Raw genomic sequence first — 16,341 nt, 5'->3', positions numbered from 1 at the left:
TTGCATCTCTATTCTGTCTAGTTTTTAAGAGCGCTTTTGCATTTTTAATTCGTTTTTTAAACATAGGAGCAATTGTATGGCTGCTTCAGAAGGAGCGACTCCTTTAGGCAAGCCTACAGGTGCCTACAGCAATACAAGCAAACGTTTTCGCATTACTGTAAGTACCGTTGGCGCCCCCAACTTTAGAACGAGTTCTGTCATATACGAAGTGAGTTACGACCAACTATCTCAGAAAATTCAAAACATCCATAGAATGGGCGCAAAAATTCTCAGGATTAGCGAAATTAGCTAATTCAACTATCACAGTTTTTAGCGATTAAGCCGATAGCTGATTTCTGAGTTTCCTAAAATCCAGTGGTTTATGGAGATTAGCTAACATGATTGGTTTTTCTAGTCAAAGCGGATTCGACGAGCGCAAAGTCGCGATCGAGGTGACGGGTTTTTGCCATCAAGAACTCAAGCGGCGAGGGACTTTTACCCTAATGATTCCCTATTCTCGACTCAATCAAACCATGAAGTGGATCGATCGCCTGGGCGGTCGAATTGCAGGCATTAAAATGAGTTCTTCGCCTTTAATGGGAAAAAAATGAACCGAGCGATCGCCAACCTTTTTATCTTGCTTTACTGAGTTCTTGTTTTAATTTATCTAGCTAAATTCAACAATTTTGTAATGGATCTTACCGAATTCGTAAAACTTTCTCTAGGACGTTGGCGATCGCAACGCAGCGCTCACCATCTCGCCTTTGCTCACTTTGAAGCAGTGACTTCGACCATCGATATTGTTTCTTTGGCTAAAGATAATCCAGAGGTCGTTAACCTCTGTAAGTCCTACCAGATCGATCCCCAACTTGCGACTTCTCCCTTTCGCATGAGTTGGGAAGGAGAGTCGGATTGGAATGAAGAAGAGGTACTGAAAGGAACGACAGTTCTCGTTCCCATTCCCGATCCCGATAACCCGACCAAAGGACGGTTACTCCGAGACCAAGGGTATGCAGAAACCATTCCTTCGGTGGGAAAGTATCACATTACCGAAGATAGCGTATTCGTCCTAGAAACCGAGTACGATCGCGCAGCAGCAGAAGAAAGAATTTGGTTTGCTACTCCTAACTTGCGCTTGCGAGTATCGCTGATTAAAACCAGTGCTGGTTCGGGAGTTGTCACCGCTTCTTTTTCTTCAGAAATTCGTTTTTTAAACAATGAGGGATGAAGGATGAAAAACGATTTAATGCTGACTCTAGCTCGTTATCTGGCTGGGGATTTTAGCAATCAAAAACAGTCCTATGAAGACCCTAAAACCTACGCTCACATTCGCGTTTTTTTTCGTCCTTTACCCTGGGAATTTTTTGGTGGAATAGGGTTTTATTCCGAGCAAACCTATGACTACGATCTCTGGAGTCCCTATCGTCAAGGCGTTCATCGTTTGGTCGATCGCGGAGATTCCATCTATGTAGAAAATTACAGCCTTGAAGATCCCTTGCGCTATGCAGGTGCGGGACGAGATTTAGCAATTTTGAAAACCATTACTCCCGATTGCCTTCAAAGACGATATAACTGTTCGATGATTTTTAGAAAAGAGAACGAGATTTTTCGGGGAAATGTTGAAGGAAATGGCTGTTTTATCGAACGCAATGGTCGTCAAACCTACTTAGTTAGCGAAGTAGAACTGACAGAAAAGATCTTTGTCAGTTGGGATCGAGGCATGGATGTCAATACCCACGAGCAAGTGTGGGGATCGACTGCGGGAGCTTTGAGATTTGAGAAGCGAGAGAGTTTTGCCGATGAAGTTCCATTGTAATTTCATCAGATTTAAAGGTTAAATAATCGGGTTTATCGATGAGTGTATCGGAACTTGAAACTATTATGCTACCCCCAGTAGCTCGCAAAAAAATGCAGGCTTGGATACGAAGTCGCCACCTGATTTGTTCGGGAAATTTTTTTATTTTTGAAACCTTAGAATACTCGGCAGTAGAGCGATTTGAGGAGTGCGTTGCCAGTTTGGGAGGCACTTTAATTTCTGTCGAGCCTATCAAAAAAGTTTGGATTGGGAATCATCGGCAAGTTCTTCTCTATCAAGCTAAAGCGAGCTTGCATACTCCTCCTCATAGCGATCTCAAACAATATTGGATAAAGTACGGCGGTTTTTATACAAGATTTGATGAAAGGGTTTAGGTAGGGGCGCACTGCCATGCACCCGTACAAAAATTAAATTCAAAAGATGGTAACTCAAATGCGATCGCAGTTTAAAGATTTTTGGCAAAAGATAAAGCTTGATAATTGGGTTGCGCATAGTTGAGTGCAGATCTGCTAGGTTCTAGAAAGGGGGCGCAAACCGGAGACATCGGCGATGAAAATTCTTGTGGTAGAAAATGACGAGCTGACTGCCAAATCGCTCGACAGAATTCTCTCCAGCCAAAACTATACCGTTGAAACCGTCAGCGATGGAGAAACGGCATGGGAGTTAATCGATGTCTTTCCCTACGATCTAATCATCGTAGATGCCACCCTACCAAAACTCGACGGGATTAGTCTGTGCAAGCAAATCCGCTCTAGCGGTCAAACGCTGCCGATTCTTCTGCTAACCAGAGCGGACAGCGGCCAAAGTGGGGTCGTCGGATTAGACGCAGGAGCTGACGATTATCTCCTCAAACCCATCGATTCGCAGGAGTTGTTAGCTCGCGTTCGGGCGCTCTTACGTCGGGGAAGTTCTGCCTCGCTCCCCGTTCTCAAGTGGGGGGACTTACAACTCGAACCGAGTACCTATGAAGTCACCTACGGAGAACAACCCCTATCCCTGACGCCAAAAGAGTATGCTATCCTAGAGCTTTTTTTGCGCAATCCTCGCCGCGTGTTTAGCTGCGGTGCCATTCTCGACCATCTGTGGGAATTCGAGAAGCTGCCTGGAGAAAACGCCGTCAGAACCCATATTAAAGAACTCCGCCACAAACTCAAAGCTATAGGCGCTCCGGCGGATATCATCGAAACCGTTTACGGCATCGGTTACCGCCTCAAAGAACAAGAAACAATGTGTTTGCCCGAATCGGCAGAAAACATTGGTGACGACGATCCTCGACAGCAGACGCTAACAGGCATAGCCGAGGTTTGGAAGCGGTTTCAATCTAGGATTTACGAGCAGGTGGAAGTCATAGAGCAAGTAGCCACGGTTCTGTTGGCGCGATCGCACGATCGACAACTGCAAGAGCAAGCCGAACGAGAAGCTCATACCCTAGCAGGTGCCTTGGGCACGTTCGGGTTATCTAAAGGGTCTAAATTGGCGCGAAAAATCGAACAATTATTGCAAATCGATCGCTTGTGGGAGGAAAAAGAAACCCTGCGACTGCATCGGCTTGTGAAAGCCTTGCGCCGCGAAATCGATCGCACCTCGGAAAGTTCTTTGTCCGAAGGAGCAACTCAGTCAAACGAGCGTCCCTTCCTATTGGTGGTGGAGAGCGATCGTCAACTCGTACAACAGTTAGCTAAAGAAGCCGAAAGCTGGGGAATGGAGGCAGAAAGTGCTACCAGTCTCTCGCTCGCTAGAGAAATTCTTGAAGATCGAAGCCCCGATGTTGTGCTGCTCGAACCTTTTCTATCCGAGTCCCCTGAAGAGAGTTTCGAGCTTGTCGCACAACTGGCGCATCAAAGGCCTCCCGTCCCTGTTTTAATCTTTACAGATCGAGATGGGTTGGAAGAACGGCTTGAATTCGTTCGTTCGGGAGGGTGCGCCTTCCTGCAAAAGCCAATGTCTCCGGCTCAAGTCCTCAACGCGGTCGATCGGGTGCTGCACCGGGGAAAACCGCCCGATGCTCACGTGATGGTTGTAGACGACGATCCCAAAATTCTAGCGATTTTGCGAACCTTGCTCGAACCTTGGGGACTCAAAGTTACGACCCTCGACGATCCTCGTCGATTTTGGGAAACCCTCGAAGCCGTTGCTCCCGATTTGCTGATTTTGGATATTAAAATGCCTCACGTTAATGGCATCGAACTGTGTCAAGTGATTCGCAACGATAGTCATTGGGGAGGATTGCCCATTATCGTTCTGACGGCAAATATTAACCCTAAGTTGGTCGATCGGGTATTTGCTGCTGGCGCCGATGATTTTGTTAGCAAGCCCGTGGTTGGTCCCGAATTGATCGCTCGTATTATCAATCGTCTAGAGCGATTGAAACTTCTGCAAAGATTGGCAGAAGCATCAAGCAATCAGCCATTACAAAATAATGATTCTGTCAAGGTATAGCCTCGATCTTGTTTCGATCGAACTCAGCTTGGTAATAAGGGTTAGAAGATCGCACCACAATTGCACGGCGGTAAGGACGATAAATCGTTCCTTTGCGTTCAAATTGATTGAGTAGCTTGGTTACGGTTACTCTCGTCGTACCAGCTACTTCTGCCAATTCTTGATGAGTCAGCGGTAACTCAATTAACTGTCCTTGTTGAACCTTCCGACCGAATTTTTGTGCCAACCAAATCAGAATTTTGAATAAGCGTTGGGGAATTCGATCCGAGCGGATAATATACAAGAGTTCCTCTGTTTGCTGGATGTAGCGACGAACGGCATCCGACGACCAATTCCACTGATGCAAAGAAATACAAACCGCCTTGACGCGAGTCAAACATTGAATTTGATAAGGAGCTATTTGAGAGAATGGCTGACCTACTACGTCCCCAGCTCCCCAGTATCCTAGCGTTATTAATGTGCCCTCTTCGTTCCAAGTCAGGGTTTTTACTGCTCCTTGTTGCAATAACCACACAACATCTCTCGGTAGCGGAATGAGATCGCGCGGTTTAAATGTATATAGCCTTTTGCCGTTGGCTAGAGTAGTTTGCATAAGTGACAACGTGACTGGCACGAGAACAGATAAAGTTATTGCTTTTCGATCTTAAAATTATTGCAAAAAATTTGCAATAATCTGCGAGGCCGATCGTTCCCGCGATCGCGCCAAATCCACAAATTCCTGCGTCTAGCGCTGGGGAGCGATCGAAGCCACCCTGCCAATTTTATTGAAAGGATAGAAACGAAAAATAGCACGACCGATCGCATGTTGCTGGGACAAAAATCCCCAAATATGGGAATCATTGCTATTGTTGCGATTATCTCCCATAACGAATAAATGACCTTCGGGTACTTTTAGAGGTGGCAAATTGTAGTTGGGAGGGTCGAGGATATAGTTCTCTTGCAAAGGCTTATCATTAATGTATACAGTACCGCGATCGACAGAAACGATTTCACCCGCTTGACCGATAACTCGTTTGATAAACGCTTGGTCTTTGGCATAGCCTTGCATTTGTAATTGCGAAGGCGGTTCAAACACGATGATGTCCCCTCGTCGCGGCGGATGGAAATAATAAGAAACTTTTTCTACCACCAGGCGATCGCCTTCCTGTAGCGTCGGTAACATAGAATCAGAGGGAATATAGCGCGGTTCCGCAATAAAAGTCCGAATTAAGAAGGCAATAACTAGGGCAATAATGACAATTTGCAGATTTTCCCAAACAGATTGCCAAAATTTAGACCTTGCAGTAGTTCGAGCTTTTTGAGAGTTGGTTGGTTCGGATTGAGAGCGATCGGTTGTCGTTAAATCTTTTTTGTCAATTGTCATAACAGTAACTGAAGTTAGTTGCTCGAAACCAAAATTAACAATTGTGAATTGTGAATCATAAATTGTTCGATCGCCGATCGTCGTTTAAGTAGGCTTTTGCTTTTTGCCAAAGACACTCTAACTCATCTAGCGTATAGTCCGTCAAAGGACGTTCGACAAACGTTTCCATTTTAGAGAGGCGTTGAATAAACCGTCGATTCGTCTCTCGTAAAGCTTCTGAGGGATCTAACCCATACCAGCGAGCTATATTGATTAAAGTAAAAAGAACGTCGCCTAATTCTGCTTCCTGGTGGGTCTTATCTTCAGTTTGCAGAGCTTCTTTTAATTCTGCTAATTCTTCCTCAAACTTTTCCCAAACTCCTTCTACATTATCCCATTCAAATCCAGCGGCGGCAGCTTTCTGAGAAATTTTCATTCCTGCCATCAGCGGTGGCAAAGTACGCGCATAGCGACTGATTTTGCGACTGAGTAATTGGAATTCTTCTGGAGTTTCTCCCTTTTCTGCTGCTTTGATTTTTTCCCAATTCTGATGCACTTGTTCCGCATCTTCTACAGTTACGTCGCCGAAAACGTGAGGATGGCGGCGGATGAGTTTCTGGGTAATGCCTTGGGCGACTTCTTTAAGGGTAAACTGACCGGATTCGCTGGCGATTTGTGCTTGTAAAACGACTTGTAAGAGTAAATCTCCTAATTCTTCTGCGATTGCGTTGGGATCTTCAGTGGCGATCGCATCGACAACTTCATAAGCTTCTTCTATAACGTAGGGAATTAGCGTTTGTGGGGTTTGTGCCAAATCCCAAGGACATCCTTCATCGGGCGATCGCAATCGAGCAACGACTTTAATTAACTGTTCTAGCGCTTCTAATATCGCTTGGTAAGTCTGGTTCGCCGTTTCTTGAGAGCTAGACATGAGGTTAATTGCAAAGGTGACTTCATTATTCTTAACTAGATTTTGGTCATTTGTCATTTGTCCTTTGTTAGTGGTTAGTGGTTGGTAGGGGCGGGTTTATCTAAAAATACGAGAGATTTCCCAACAATTAGTGTCAAAAACCCGCCCCTACAGTCGTTAATTGCCTCTCCAACTCCCCATACTCACACCCCATACTCCCATGCGTGTAATTACTTATTTCCAAGCCAGGCGATCGCAAAGATTGGGTATTCTCCCTCTTCTCCAATTTTTACAAAACTTAATATAATGACAAGAGGAATAAATAAATATTTTTCCTTATGTCATGATGGACACCTTTCAACTTCCGTGGCTAACTGCCACCATTCTCTTTCCCCTACTAGCCTCTTTGGCAATTCCCCTCATTCCCGACAAAGATGGCAAAACTGTTCGCTGGTATGCACTAGGAGTAGGTTTAGCAAATTTCGCTCTGATCGCATACGCTTTTTGGAGCAACTACGACTTTCGCAATACTAACTTTCAACTCGTTGAAACCTATTCCTGGCTTCCCCAAATCGGATTAAATTGGACTGTTGGCATTGATGGCATATCAATGCCACTAATTGTTTTATCGGGATTAATTAGTACCCTGGCACTTCTCGCTTCTTGGAAGATCGAGCACAAGCCAAAACTATCCTATTTCTTGATGCTGGTATTATATAGCGCCCAAATCGGGGTGTTTGCCGCTCAAGATTTATTGCTATTCTTCCTCATGTGGGAGTTAGAATTAGTACCCGTCTATATACTGATCTCTATTTGGGGAGGCAACAAGCGCCTCTACGCCGCTACTAAGTTTATTCTCTATACTGCGCTAGCTTCTATTTTTATCCTGGTTGCTGCTTTAGGCATGGCATTCTACGGCGGAAACATTACCTTTAATATGACTCAGCTGGGAATGAAGCAATTCCCCCTTGCGCTAGAAGTACTCGCCTATGCAGGTTTTCTGATTGCCTTTGGAGTCAAATTACCGATCTTCCCCTTACATACTTGGCTTCCCGACGCACATAGCGAAGCATCTGCGCCAGTTTCCATGATTCTAGCCGGAGTGTTGCTGAAAATGGGCGGCTATGGGCTGATCCGCATGAATATGGAAATGCTGCCTCACGCTCACGTTAAATTTGCTCCTCTGCTAGCCATTCTCGGCGTAATCAACGTCGTCTACGGTGCATTGACTGCCTTCGGACAAACCAACCTCAAGCGCCGTCTCGCTTCCTCCTCCATTTCTCACATGGGATTCGTCCTCATCGGTATCGCTGCCTTTACCGACTTGGGAATCAATGGCGCAGTACTGCAAATGGTTTCTCACGGCTTGATTGCGGCTGCCCTATTCTTCCTGTGCGGTAGCACCTACGATCGCACTCATACGCTGATGATGGATGAAATGGGGGGGTTGGCCAAGTCTATGCCCAAGATTTTTGCCCTCTTTACCGCAGCTTCAATGGCTTCTTTAGCGTTGCCAGGAATGAGCGGTTTTGTAGGCGAGTTGACGGTGTTCCTCGGAGTCGCCACCAGCGATGTTTACACTTCTACCTTTAAAGTCGTGACGATCTTCCTGACGGCTGTCGGGTTGATTCTGACTCCTATTTATCTGCTGTCAATGCTGCGAGTTGTCTTCTATGGAAAAAACAATCCGGAATTGATGCTAGAAAAATTTCAAGCCGACGCAAAGCCTCGCGAGATATTTATCACTGTCTGTCTGTTGATTCCGATTGTCGGTATCGGTTTGTATCCTAAGTTGGCGACGAATACCTACGATCTGAAGACGGTAGAAATCGCAACGAAAGTTCGCTCTGCCATCCCGGTAATCGTGCAACAACAAGAAAGCTTTTTTGAGACTAACTGGTCAAAAGTCCTATCCTCAACAGCTGCGATCGCGCCACAACTTTCTAAAAGAGATGGTTAATTAATCGCTTCAAGCAATCTCGATTGGTAACTTCCGCAGATTCAAACTGTGGGAGTTTTTTATTTACAAGTATTGACCAATAAAAAGAAGATTTTCTCACTTTTTTAAAGATTCCGTAAAATTTCGGAAATCGGTAAAAATGTATGCTAGACCTCCAATCTTTACCAGATAGAATTTACTTATCTTGTTAAATACTCATCAATCTTAAAAGCCTTTATGCAAGCCTTAAAGCTGTCTATTGCTATACTGACATCTATCCTAATTCCTGCGCCAGCATTGGCAGGGATTCTCAGTACCACTGGAATTAATCAAATCCCTGCACCGACTCAAGGGAATTTGCCAACAGCCGATACGATTCAAGTATTTGAGGAAACTACCGATGTTGCTTTCCCTGATGGCGGCATTGTTTTAAATACTGGAAAAATCGCTCCTGGAACGTTAGTAAATAGCTATAACATTTACTTTGATACTGAGAACAATTCTGATTCTTGGAAAACTGCGAGCGGTTCGATTACCTTTAGTAGTCCTATTGTGGGGTTAATTTGGAGCCGCCGCAATCTCGAAGCAAGTGACGCGCTTTTTGGCGCTGCGGGCGTTTCCTATGGGGGAAATTGGCGAGGGCTAGAATCTGAAGATCGCCAGGGCTTATCTGATTTCTTTATTAGCGGTGAAGGAAATACGTTAGATTTGAGCTTTAACATTCGGGGGACGGGGTATGATGAGTTGCGCGTTCTGACTGCTGCTGCTCCCGAACCTTTCACTATTCTAGGTGCAGGAACGGCACTGGGCTTTGGTTTCTTCTTCAAAAAACGGCTTTCTCAAAAGCAAAAATAACCCAAATCGTAGGGCGATAGCCCTATGATTTCAATTCTTGGGGTTATCTGCAGACGATCGCGAAGCCCGATCGAATGCCATGTTCCAAAAATCCTTTTCTAGACAGGCAATTTGGATAAAAGCGGATTCGGCTTGCTTTTGAATGCGATCGCAAGCGGTTGCCAAAGCTTCGTCAGCTTGTTTTTCTAACAACTTTACATATTCGGTAAATCCTGGGTTTCCCCAACGATTGGCAAATTCTGCGTAAGGTTCTGGCATTGTTCCGGGTAATTGCCAGGCTTGATTGTAGGCGAGTTCGATCGCCCAAAATGCAGTCGCTTGAACCGGATAAGGCATCTCATTCGTCTGAGCCATATACTGCGAGTATTCGGTAGTAGTTGCCTGTTTCTGGGTTTTTAGGTTGAGCTTCCTTTCGGCGGCTTTTGCCTCAAACCAAATCAATTCGTCTTTCAGGGCGCTTAGACCGTCTAAAATAACATCAAAATGTTCCTGGGGCGCATTGGCAAGAACTCTAGCAACAAAGCGAGTAAATTCCACTACAAACAGATAATCTTGAACTAGCCAGGTATTAAATTGTTGCGGTTGAATCGTTCCTAAATGGCACTGTTCGAGAAAAGGATGTACTGTCGCTTGTTGCCAAACTTGAGGATGGTTTTGTAGGAGTTGTTGGCAAGTTAAAGTCATCTCAATTTTTAGAATTTCTTGAATCTCTATAATAACCAGATATATCTCTCTATCTATTTAATAACCTGCGAGTTTCGTCAGCGGCGGCTTTCATCGCTTTTTCTGGACTGATTCTGTTAGCGATCGCCGCACTGAGGTAACGTTGTAAAATGTCGGAAGCCTGGGCATACTGGGCGATAGGAGGGCGAAGGGCAGCGTTTTCGATAACTTCTAACAGTTGCGGGTAGTGGGGATACTTAGCAACAACGGTCGGATCGTTAAAAAGAGACTTGAGACTGGGAACTTTGCCCGTTGCTAGAATAAATTTGCGCTGGATTTCCTCGCTCGTTAGAAATTCGATAACTTTCCAAGCTTCATCGGGGTGTTGGCTGGTTTTGGCGATACCGAGTCCCCATCCCCCTTGACATGCCCCGCTATCGCGTCCTGGGGCATGCACCATGGGTTTGATGCCATACTTGCCGATAATTGCCGAACCTTCTTGGGCAGCTAGGCTAAAAACATAGGGCCAATTGCGCAAAAAAATCGCTTTGCCATTTTGGAATAAGAGGCGGGTTTCTTCTTCGGTATAGGTGGTTGTGCCGGGTGGAGAAATGCCTTTCTCAATAGTACTGCGTAAAAACTGGACGGCTTGTATGGCTTCCGGGCGATCGAGTCCCACTTCCAAAGTTTGTGGATCGACCCAAAATCCTCCATATCCTTTGAGAATTTCGACAAACATTGCTGATAAACCCTCATATTGTTTGCCTTGCCAGAGGTAGCCCCAATCGACCAATCCTTGTTGTTGTAGCGATCGAGAGATTTCAACCAGTTCTGCAAAGGTTTCGGGGGGGGCGTACCCGGCTCGTTCTAATAAATCTTTACGATAGTAAAGCATACCTGCATCGGAACGCAGGGGAATGCGATAGAGTTTTCCTTGATAGCGACCGCCATTGACATCCCCCTCCAGAAAGGCAGATAACCGTTCGGGAGAGAGTCTATCCGATAGATCCATCAGCCACCCTGCCGCCGCAAATTTCGATGCCCAGGTAACATCCATAAAAACGAGATCGTAGGGAGAATTTCCCAACAGAAAAGAGGAAGTGTAGAGATCCTCTCGCTGGTCGGCATCGTTGGGACCTTCAATAACTTCTATGCGAATGTTGGGGTGAGTTTGATGAAATTCTTCAACGGAAGGTTTCCACTCGGCGGCTTCGGGAGCGTGCATTAAAACCGAGACAGTGACGACTTGTTGGGTAAAGGCAGGGATTATCCAACCCAAGACCGCCATTAAAACGATCGCGAGCGACAGAAAGCCACATAGGAGTGTCGTTTTGGCTTTCACTCCTCTCGTGCGTTGGCTGACTCGTTTGCCTATAGTCATTTCGATCGCAACACGGAATTCTACTTTCAAACTTCGGCATTTAAATAACTTCTACTTCGTCTTCTCGAAAATGCGCTTTAAAGTTTTTTTCAAACTTAACTACAATCGGAAGGTTGGCGCTGACAGGTCTTCCCTGCCAATTAGTCACGATATCGATGATTTCTCCCTCCATGCCTTTGAGATCCAAGGGTTGGTTTTTACTTTTTGGGTAATGATAAACTACAACTGATTTAGTAACGCGAACGCGATCGCCAACTTTCATCTTTGGTTCTCTCTCTCTTACTAGATCGGCTTCATAGCCTAATCGAGCATTCATTTTTGAATAACCTTACTATTGTTGCATAGGAGCGTACCCTTCCGAATGCAGAAAGGAGATGTAGAAGGGATAGAAGACTCTCAATAGATCGGGTTTGCTTAAATCTTCTCACCCCAGATCCCGACGCAGCACTTTTCCGTTAGGTCCGACAATCATTCTCGGTAAAGTTTTGATGTCAACTATGGCGAGGGTTTTCATGTCGTAGGTAGTGTAGACAGTCGATTCGGACTTGAGATTGACATCGACTACTGTTAGCGTCTTGCGAGGCGGAAGATTGCTATTCAATAACTTGCGAGGACCGCTTCCGATTGCCCCTGCATGAAGCAACTCTAATTTGCCCTGCTTTCCCGGAAAATAGGCGTGATGGTGTCCGCTAATGTAGGTATGAACTCGATAGCTCTCCAGTAGAGAGCGCAAGCGCTCGGCATCGGCAAGATAATTCCCGGCTGTATCTCTGCCCGCTGCTACGGCATAGAGAGGCAGATGACCGAGAGCGATTCGCATCTTAGCTTGCCTAGCCGCAGGACTGGCAAGGCTTTTTTGTGCCCAGGCGATTTGTTCTGAGGGGATGATATGAGTCGAAGCATCCCAAACGAGATAAAAAATGCCGTTCTGCGTAAAGGTGTAGTAGAAAGGATAACCCGCGCGATCGACAAATTGCAAGCCGGGATTATGATTGGGATCGTTCCAATAGGCGGCGGCTAACTGGCGATCGCGCGCGAAGATAAATTTCCCTCGCGCTAAGGCTCCCGAACCGTCGTGATTGCCGATAGTAAAGCCCAGAGGAATGGCTGCTTTTCTCAGGGGAGCCGCTACGTGGCGATCGAAAGCTTCCCACATGGCTTTAAGCTGAGCTTCGCTGAGGGAGCGCTTTTGAGCGGCTACCATGTCGCCGCCGCATAGAACGAGATCGGGTTGCCAATCGGGAATGAGCGCGATCGCGCGATCGACTTCTGGTTCGTAACTCGTCGAGCCATAGGAACTATTGAGATCGCTGATGACAACGATGCGCGCGTCCCCCCGCACGGGAGCGGTTAATCCTTTGGGGGCGGCTGACGGGTTCGAGGCGGTCGGTTCGGTTGTCGTTTCGCGATTCGGGAGTGCTTGGCGAGCGCAGGTCGCGAGTCCCAAACCGCCTACAGTTCCCACGATAAATATTAAGAATTGGCGGCGTTTGTAGGTCATCGATCTTTTATCTGCTAAACTGTTAGCAAAGCAAGAGTTTAAGTTAACAAAAATAAAATTAGCATTTCGAGGGAACATAATCTCTATCAAGGAAAGTCCTCCAATTAGGACTATTCCAAAAAATAGATTATTAAATTTTCCTAAACAAGTTCTTTACTTTTTACTTTTAACGTAAAACACGGTTTCTATTGAATTGAGAGCTTCTTCTATGAGGGCAACAGCAGAACTTTCTCCTGGGACTCTAGTGGGCGATCGCTACCTGGTGCAACGAACATTAGGATATGGAAGTTGCGGTTGTACCTATCTAGTTTTCGACAACCAGAATTCGGCTCAGCTCCGCGTCCTGAAGGAATTTGCCCCAGCAGACAACAGAGAATCGGTCATACAAAAGTGTTACTCGCTCTTCGAGCAAGAAGCACAAGTTCTGTGCAAGCTCCAGCATCCTCAAATCCCTCAATGTTTTGGCTTTTTTGAAGACCGAGGACGGTTGTTCCTCGTACAAGAGTATATCGATGGCAAGACTTATTGCGAACTACTCCAAGAACGTCTTGCCCTGGGAAAAGTTTTCTCGGAAGTCGAAGTACTGCAATGGCTTAAAGACCTACTGCCCGTTCTAGAGAACATCCACAGTCGTCACATCATTCATCGAGACATTTCTCCAGATAACATCATGTTCCCAAACCAGGGGAACAAACCTGTATTGATCGACTTTGGGGTAGTCAAGCAGGTGATCACTCAGATAGGAAGTCAGATCGGGAGCGAAGAAACGGCTGCTTCAGTTCGGGGAACGATGGTAGGAAAGGCGGGCTATTCACCGCCGGAACAGCTGCGTCTCGGTCAATGCTATCCCAATAGCGATCTCTATTCCCTGGCAGTAACCGCTCTCGTGCTTCTGACAGGAAGACATCCCAGCGAACTATGCGACGGATACTCTCTCAAGTGGCAGTGGCGAAAATTTGTCAAGCTTCACCCTTCTCTCGGCCTGATTCTAGACAAGATGCTGGCAGAAATTCCCAAAGACCGCTTTCAATCTGCCAGCGAAGTCCTAATAGCTCTGTCAACTATTTTGCCGCAGAGAAGCTCGCTCTCATCGATGCCTCCTCGTCTAGCCCAACCCCCTAGTTACTATCGCAACGAAGGAGAACAGACAGAGTTTGGGAGCGAAGATGATACCTTAATCGCTCATTCCTATCTCAAACCCCCTTCATCGACAGCGAAAAGAAGTTTTCCTTCTCAGCAGCGCACGGTCATTCAAGAGCCAGGGACGAGCCTTCAAATCGACCGGGGTACGAGCGTTCAAGCCAAAGCGAAAAGTAAGCTTCCCAGCCAACATCAGCGCAGAAAACGAACTTCTCAGCCAATTGGAAGAAGACAGTCGGTTGTCTCTTCTGTGCGCTGGCTGACCGCAGGCGTTTTAGTCGCGGGATCGTTGATAGGAGGGTGGGCGATTGGCGAGCGATCTTCTAAAATCGCCTTTGTGTGCGAAGTTTTCAATAACTGTGCCAGCGATCGACCGTTGCCAAAAACTGCCAAAGGGGATGCCCAAGCGCAGAAGAAAGTAGCTGAAGCGTCTTCCTTCGAGGGCAAAAAAGAATTGCAAGAGATTAGCGATCGCCTCGGCGGTACTAAAGACTCATCGCTTGGAGCGTCTGAAGTACCTAGCACTACTCCAGAGTCTACCTCGCAATCCCAAGAAGAGTTCGCTAATTATCAAAAAGAGCTGACCGAAAAAGTGCGACGCCTCCAAAGTCAGATCTCCGAGCTAGTTTCGCGAAGAGGTGGGGAGCAAACGGAATCTTCGGTGAATGCAAAAACAGAACAAAAAGTCGAGCGACAAACCAAAGCACCCGAAGAAAACTCCGAGAAAAAGGCAACTCAGTCTGAGGAGACTGCCTCCCCTCAAAGCAGACAAGCAGAACCGCTCGAAAACCCCCTTCTCGAACGATCTGATTCGATTCCTTTAAAAGACGAACCAACTCCCGCCGCTCGAGAAACCCCTGCGCCAAAGCAACCCCCTGCAGATGCTGCTGCCAACTCCAACGCCAATGAGTCGCAACCGAAGCCACAAGCTCAAATCAATTTGAGCGCTGCCCAAAAAAACGAGGTTATCTTGTCAGAAACACAACCCCTGGCAGCATCTGAAAACCCAACTCCCGCTCCGAAAAAAACTAACCCGCCGGCTGAAACTTTTAAGCCCGGTTACTGGCAACCTGCCGCCAGAATCGACCCGCAACGTCCTTTTCAAGTTAAATTGATCAACCAGACAGGCGAGCAGATTGAATACGCCTTGACGACCAATGAATTTTCGCCGAGACAGTTAGCGTCAAGGGAAAGCGCTACTTTAACCTACGTTCCTCTCGATGCTAACCTGTTGATTAATCCCATTGCATCGCCAAGCAATAGCGAGTTCGCTAGTAGCTTGAAGTTTGACGTAGCCGCTTCTAACAATCTGCTAACCGTTACGATTTTACCGGGCGATCGCGCTCGGGCGGGGGACAGCACGGTTAACGTGCATCGAACTGGCGCTATCTATATCTTCTAGTTAAGAGCCGGACTTCGCGACTGCCGATTTGGGCTGGCGGTTGCGCCACCAAGCCAAGAGAGTACTGGCGATAAAGATACTCGAATACGCGCCCGCAATAAAACCTACAATCAACGCTAGGGCGAAATACTTGAGCGTTTCTCCCCCCAGGAAAAAAATAGCGACTAGGGGGAGTAACGTCGTCAGGGTCGTGTTGATCGATCGCCCTAACGTTTGATTGACGGCATTATCAACCGTTTCGTTAATCGAGAGATCGGGGAACTGAACCAGATTGTCCCGAATGCGATCGTAGATGACTACCGTATCGTTAACCGAGAAACCGATAATGGTCAACAGCGACACCAAAAACAAGCTATCGACCTCTACGCCTGCGACCAAACCCAAAATAGAAAAAATGCCAGCCGTAACCAAGACATCGTGGAATAGGGCTATGAATGCAAAAAAAGCGCAGTCAAATTGGAAGCGGACGCTCAGATAGACTAGAATGCCGAAGAAGGAAACAATTAACGCCAGCATCCCCGACACAAACAACTCCCGACCGATGGTTGGACCGACTGTATCGATTTGAGTCTTTTGGGGATCGAATTTGCCAATTTGTTGGTTAAGGCTAGCTTCTAACTGGGTTCGTTGGTCTACATTGAGGGTTTTGCTGCGGATCGACAAACCATAGTTTTCGATAACTTGGATGCTGCTATCTCCCAAATCTTGCTCGGAGAGAATTGCTCGAACTTTGGCACTGTCAATCGGGCGATCGCAGTTTCCCGCTACAGAACAATCGAGTTCGAGTTGCAACCGAGTACCGCCAATGAAATCCAAGCCAGGACGCAGCGGTGCTTGAAATTGTGAAAAGGAAACGACCATGGCAGCGACACCAGCCAAAATTATCAGTAAAGATATCGTCCACCAGATGCGTTGCTGTTTGATAGCGCTAAATTTCATTGTCATTTGTCATTGATTATTTCTGATTTCTGACT

At 46.5% G+C, this 16,341-nt stretch carries 17 protein-coding genes; 9 read left to right on the top strand and 8 right to left on the bottom strand.

Annotated features, from left to right (window positions below; genetic code table 11):
- The first annotated feature begins 76 nt into the window (after positions 1-76).
- The 6 genes from PLE7327_RS00520 (at position 77) to PLE7327_RS00495 (ending at position 4,234) form a co-directional block, all read left to right on the top strand.
- Positions 77-292 carry a phycobilisome linker polypeptide gene (locus PLE7327_RS00520; RefSeq protein ID WP_041391749.1) on the top strand — a complete coding sequence of 72 codons (216 nt, stop codon included), beginning with the start codon at positions 77-79 and terminating at the stop codon, positions 290-292.
- An 85-nt stretch (positions 293-377) separates the two neighbouring features.
- On the top strand, positions 378-590 hold the full coding sequence (locus tag PLE7327_RS00515; protein ID WP_015141901.1) for a phycobilisome linker polypeptide: 213 nt from the start codon (positions 378-380) through the stop codon (positions 588-590).
- A gap of 80 nt (positions 591-670) precedes the next feature.
- Positions 671-1,207, top strand: coding sequence for a phycobiliprotein lyase (locus PLE7327_RS00510; protein ID WP_015141900.1), 537 nt, complete (start codon positions 671-673; stop codon positions 1,205-1,207).
- Between the two features lie 3 nt (positions 1,208-1,210).
- Positions 1,211-1,795, top strand: a complete 585-nt coding sequence (locus PLE7327_RS00505) for a chromophore lyase CpcT/CpeT (protein WP_015141899.1) — start codon at positions 1,211-1,213, stop codon at positions 1,793-1,795.
- A 38-nt stretch (positions 1,796-1,833) separates the two neighbouring features.
- A complete protein-coding gene (locus PLE7327_RS00500; RefSeq protein WP_015141898.1) occupies positions 1,834-2,169 on the top strand; it encodes a hypothetical protein in 336 nt (111 codons plus the stop codon).
- A 175-nt stretch (positions 2,170-2,344) separates the two neighbouring features.
- Entirely contained in the window at positions 2,345-4,234 is a 1,890-nt protein-coding gene (locus tag PLE7327_RS00495; protein WP_015141897.1) for a response regulator, read from the top strand.
- On the opposite strand, the gene PLE7327_RS00490 is transcribed toward PLE7327_RS00495, so the two are convergent.
- The 3 genes from PLE7327_RS00490 to mazG form a co-directional block, all read right to left on the bottom strand.
- Complete coding sequence (locus tag PLE7327_RS00490; protein WP_015141896.1) at positions 4,224-4,826, bottom strand: Crp/Fnr family transcriptional regulator; 603 nt, start codon at positions 4,824-4,826, stop codon at positions 4,224-4,226. The genes PLE7327_RS00495 and PLE7327_RS00490 overlap by 11 nt on opposite strands.
- A 132-nt stretch (positions 4,827-4,958) precedes the next feature.
- Positions 4,959-5,597, bottom strand: coding sequence for a signal peptidase I (gene lepB, locus PLE7327_RS00485; RefSeq protein WP_015141895.1), 639 nt, complete (start codon positions 5,595-5,597; stop codon positions 4,959-4,961).
- A gap of 55 nt (positions 5,598-5,652) precedes the next feature.
- On the bottom strand, positions 5,653-6,507 hold the full coding sequence (gene mazG / locus PLE7327_RS00480; protein ID WP_041392543.1) for a nucleoside triphosphate pyrophosphohydrolase: 855 nt from the start codon (positions 6,505-6,507) through the stop codon (positions 5,653-5,655).
- Positions 6,508-6,832: 325 nt separating this feature from the next.
- On the opposite strand from mazG, the gene PLE7327_RS00475 reads away from it, so the two are divergent.
- Positions 6,833-8,446, top strand: a complete 1,614-nt coding sequence (locus PLE7327_RS00475; RefSeq protein WP_041391747.1) for an NAD(P)H-quinone oxidoreductase subunit 4 — start codon at positions 6,833-6,835, stop codon at positions 8,444-8,446.
- Positions 8,447-8,662: 216 nt separating this feature from the next.
- Positions 8,663-9,280 carry a PEP-CTERM sorting domain-containing protein gene (locus PLE7327_RS00470; RefSeq protein WP_015141892.1) on the top strand — a complete coding sequence of 206 codons (618 nt, stop codon included), beginning with the start codon at positions 8,663-8,665 and terminating at the stop codon, positions 9,278-9,280.
- 30 nt (positions 9,281-9,310) lie between these two features.
- Here PLE7327_RS00470 and PLE7327_RS00465 read toward each other — a convergent pair whose 3' ends face one another.
- The 4 genes from PLE7327_RS00465 to PLE7327_RS00450 all read right to left on the bottom strand — a co-directional run bounded on the left by PLE7327_RS00465 (position 9,311) and on the right by PLE7327_RS00450 (position 12,825).
- Positions 9,311-9,964: a transcription activator gene (locus PLE7327_RS00465; protein WP_015141891.1), complete on the bottom strand. Its 654-nt coding sequence runs from the start codon at positions 9,962-9,964 to the stop codon at positions 9,311-9,313.
- A gap of 49 nt (positions 9,965-10,013) precedes the next feature.
- Positions 10,014-11,324, bottom strand: coding sequence for an ABC transporter substrate-binding protein (locus PLE7327_RS00460; protein WP_015141890.1), 1,311 nt, complete (start codon positions 11,322-11,324; stop codon positions 10,014-10,016).
- Positions 11,325-11,364: 40 nt separating this feature from the next.
- The gene (locus PLE7327_RS00455) at positions 11,365-11,586 is read right to left on the bottom strand and encodes a ferredoxin-thioredoxin reductase variable chain (RefSeq protein WP_041392539.1); all 222 of its coding nucleotides are present in this window, start codon (positions 11,584-11,586) and stop codon (positions 11,365-11,367) included.
- A gap of 162 nt (positions 11,587-11,748) precedes the next feature.
- Positions 11,749-12,825: a metallophosphoesterase gene (locus PLE7327_RS00450; protein WP_041392537.1), complete on the bottom strand. Its 1,077-nt coding sequence runs from the start codon at positions 12,823-12,825 to the stop codon at positions 11,749-11,751.
- Positions 12,826-13,033: 208 nt separating this feature from the next.
- On the opposite strand from PLE7327_RS00450, the gene PLE7327_RS22480 reads away from it, so the two are divergent.
- Positions 13,034-15,367: a protein kinase gene (locus tag PLE7327_RS22480; RefSeq protein ID WP_015141887.1), complete on the top strand. Its 2,334-nt coding sequence runs from the start codon at positions 13,034-13,036 to the stop codon at positions 15,365-15,367.
- On the opposite strand, the gene secF is transcribed toward PLE7327_RS22480, so the two are convergent.
- Positions 15,368-16,306 carry a protein translocase subunit SecF gene (gene secF, locus PLE7327_RS00440; RefSeq protein ID WP_015141886.1) on the bottom strand — a complete coding sequence of 313 codons (939 nt, stop codon included), beginning with the start codon at positions 16,304-16,306 and terminating at the stop codon, positions 15,368-15,370.
- Positions 16,307-16,341: the final 35 nt, after the last annotated feature.

This window comes from Pleurocapsa sp. PCC 7327 (assembly GCF_000317025.1).
Taxonomy (GTDB): Bacteria; Cyanobacteriota; Cyanobacteriia; order Cyanobacteriales; family Microcystaceae; genus Hydrococcus.
This window is presented reverse-complemented; position numbering and strand designations above follow the sequence as displayed.

Excerpts from the sequence above, each read along its gene's own strand:
- PLE7327_RS00460 (WP_015141890.1), bottom strand. The coding sequence starts at position 11,324 with ATGACTATAGGCAAACGAGTCAGCCAACGCACGAGAGGAGTGAAAGCC.
- secF (WP_015141886.1), bottom strand. The coding sequence starts at position 16,306 with ATGAAATTTAGCGCTATCAAACAGCAACGCATCTGGTGGACGATATCT.
- PLE7327_RS00500 (WP_015141898.1), top strand. The coding sequence starts at position 1,834 with ATGAGTGTATCGGAACTTGAAACTATTATGCTACCCCCAGTAGCTCGC.
- PLE7327_RS00450 (WP_041392537.1), bottom strand. The coding sequence starts at position 12,825 with ATGACCTACAAACGCCGCCAATTCTTAATATTTATCGTGGGAACTGTA.
- PLE7327_RS00490 (WP_015141896.1), bottom strand. The coding sequence starts at position 4,826 with ATGCAAACTACTCTAGCCAACGGCAAAAGGCTATATACATTTAAACCG.
- PLE7327_RS00510 (WP_015141900.1), top strand. The coding sequence starts at position 671 with ATGGATCTTACCGAATTCGTAAAACTTTCTCTAGGACGTTGGCGATCG.
- PLE7327_RS00520 (WP_041391749.1), top strand. The coding sequence starts at position 77 with ATGGCTGCTTCAGAAGGAGCGACTCCTTTAGGCAAGCCTACAGGTGCC.
- PLE7327_RS00455 (WP_041392539.1), bottom strand. The coding sequence starts at position 11,586 with ATGAAAGTTGGCGATCGCGTTCGCGTTACTAAATCAGTTGTAGTTTAT.
- PLE7327_RS00475 (WP_041391747.1), top strand. The coding sequence starts at position 6,833 with ATGGACACCTTTCAACTTCCGTGGCTAACTGCCACCATTCTCTTTCCC.
- PLE7327_RS22480 (WP_015141887.1), top strand. The coding sequence starts at position 13,034 with ATGAGGGCAACAGCAGAACTTTCTCCTGGGACTCTAGTGGGCGATCGC.
- mazG (WP_041392543.1), bottom strand. The coding sequence starts at position 6,507 with ATGTCTAGCTCTCAAGAAACGGCGAACCAGACTTACCAAGCGATATTA.
- PLE7327_RS00495 (WP_015141897.1), top strand. The coding sequence starts at position 2,345 with ATGAAAATTCTTGTGGTAGAAAATGACGAGCTGACTGCCAAATCGCTC.
- PLE7327_RS00470 (WP_015141892.1), top strand. The coding sequence starts at position 8,663 with ATGCAAGCCTTAAAGCTGTCTATTGCTATACTGACATCTATCCTAATT.
- lepB (WP_015141895.1), bottom strand. The coding sequence starts at position 5,597 with ATGACAATTGACAAAAAAGATTTAACGACAACCGATCGCTCTCAATCC.
- PLE7327_RS00515 (WP_015141901.1), top strand. The coding sequence starts at position 378 with ATGATTGGTTTTTCTAGTCAAAGCGGATTCGACGAGCGCAAAGTCGCG.
- PLE7327_RS00465 (WP_015141891.1), bottom strand. The coding sequence starts at position 9,964 with ATGACTTTAACTTGCCAACAACTCCTACAAAACCATCCTCAAGTTTGG.
- PLE7327_RS00505 (WP_015141899.1), top strand. The coding sequence starts at position 1,211 with ATGAAAAACGATTTAATGCTGACTCTAGCTCGTTATCTGGCTGGGGAT.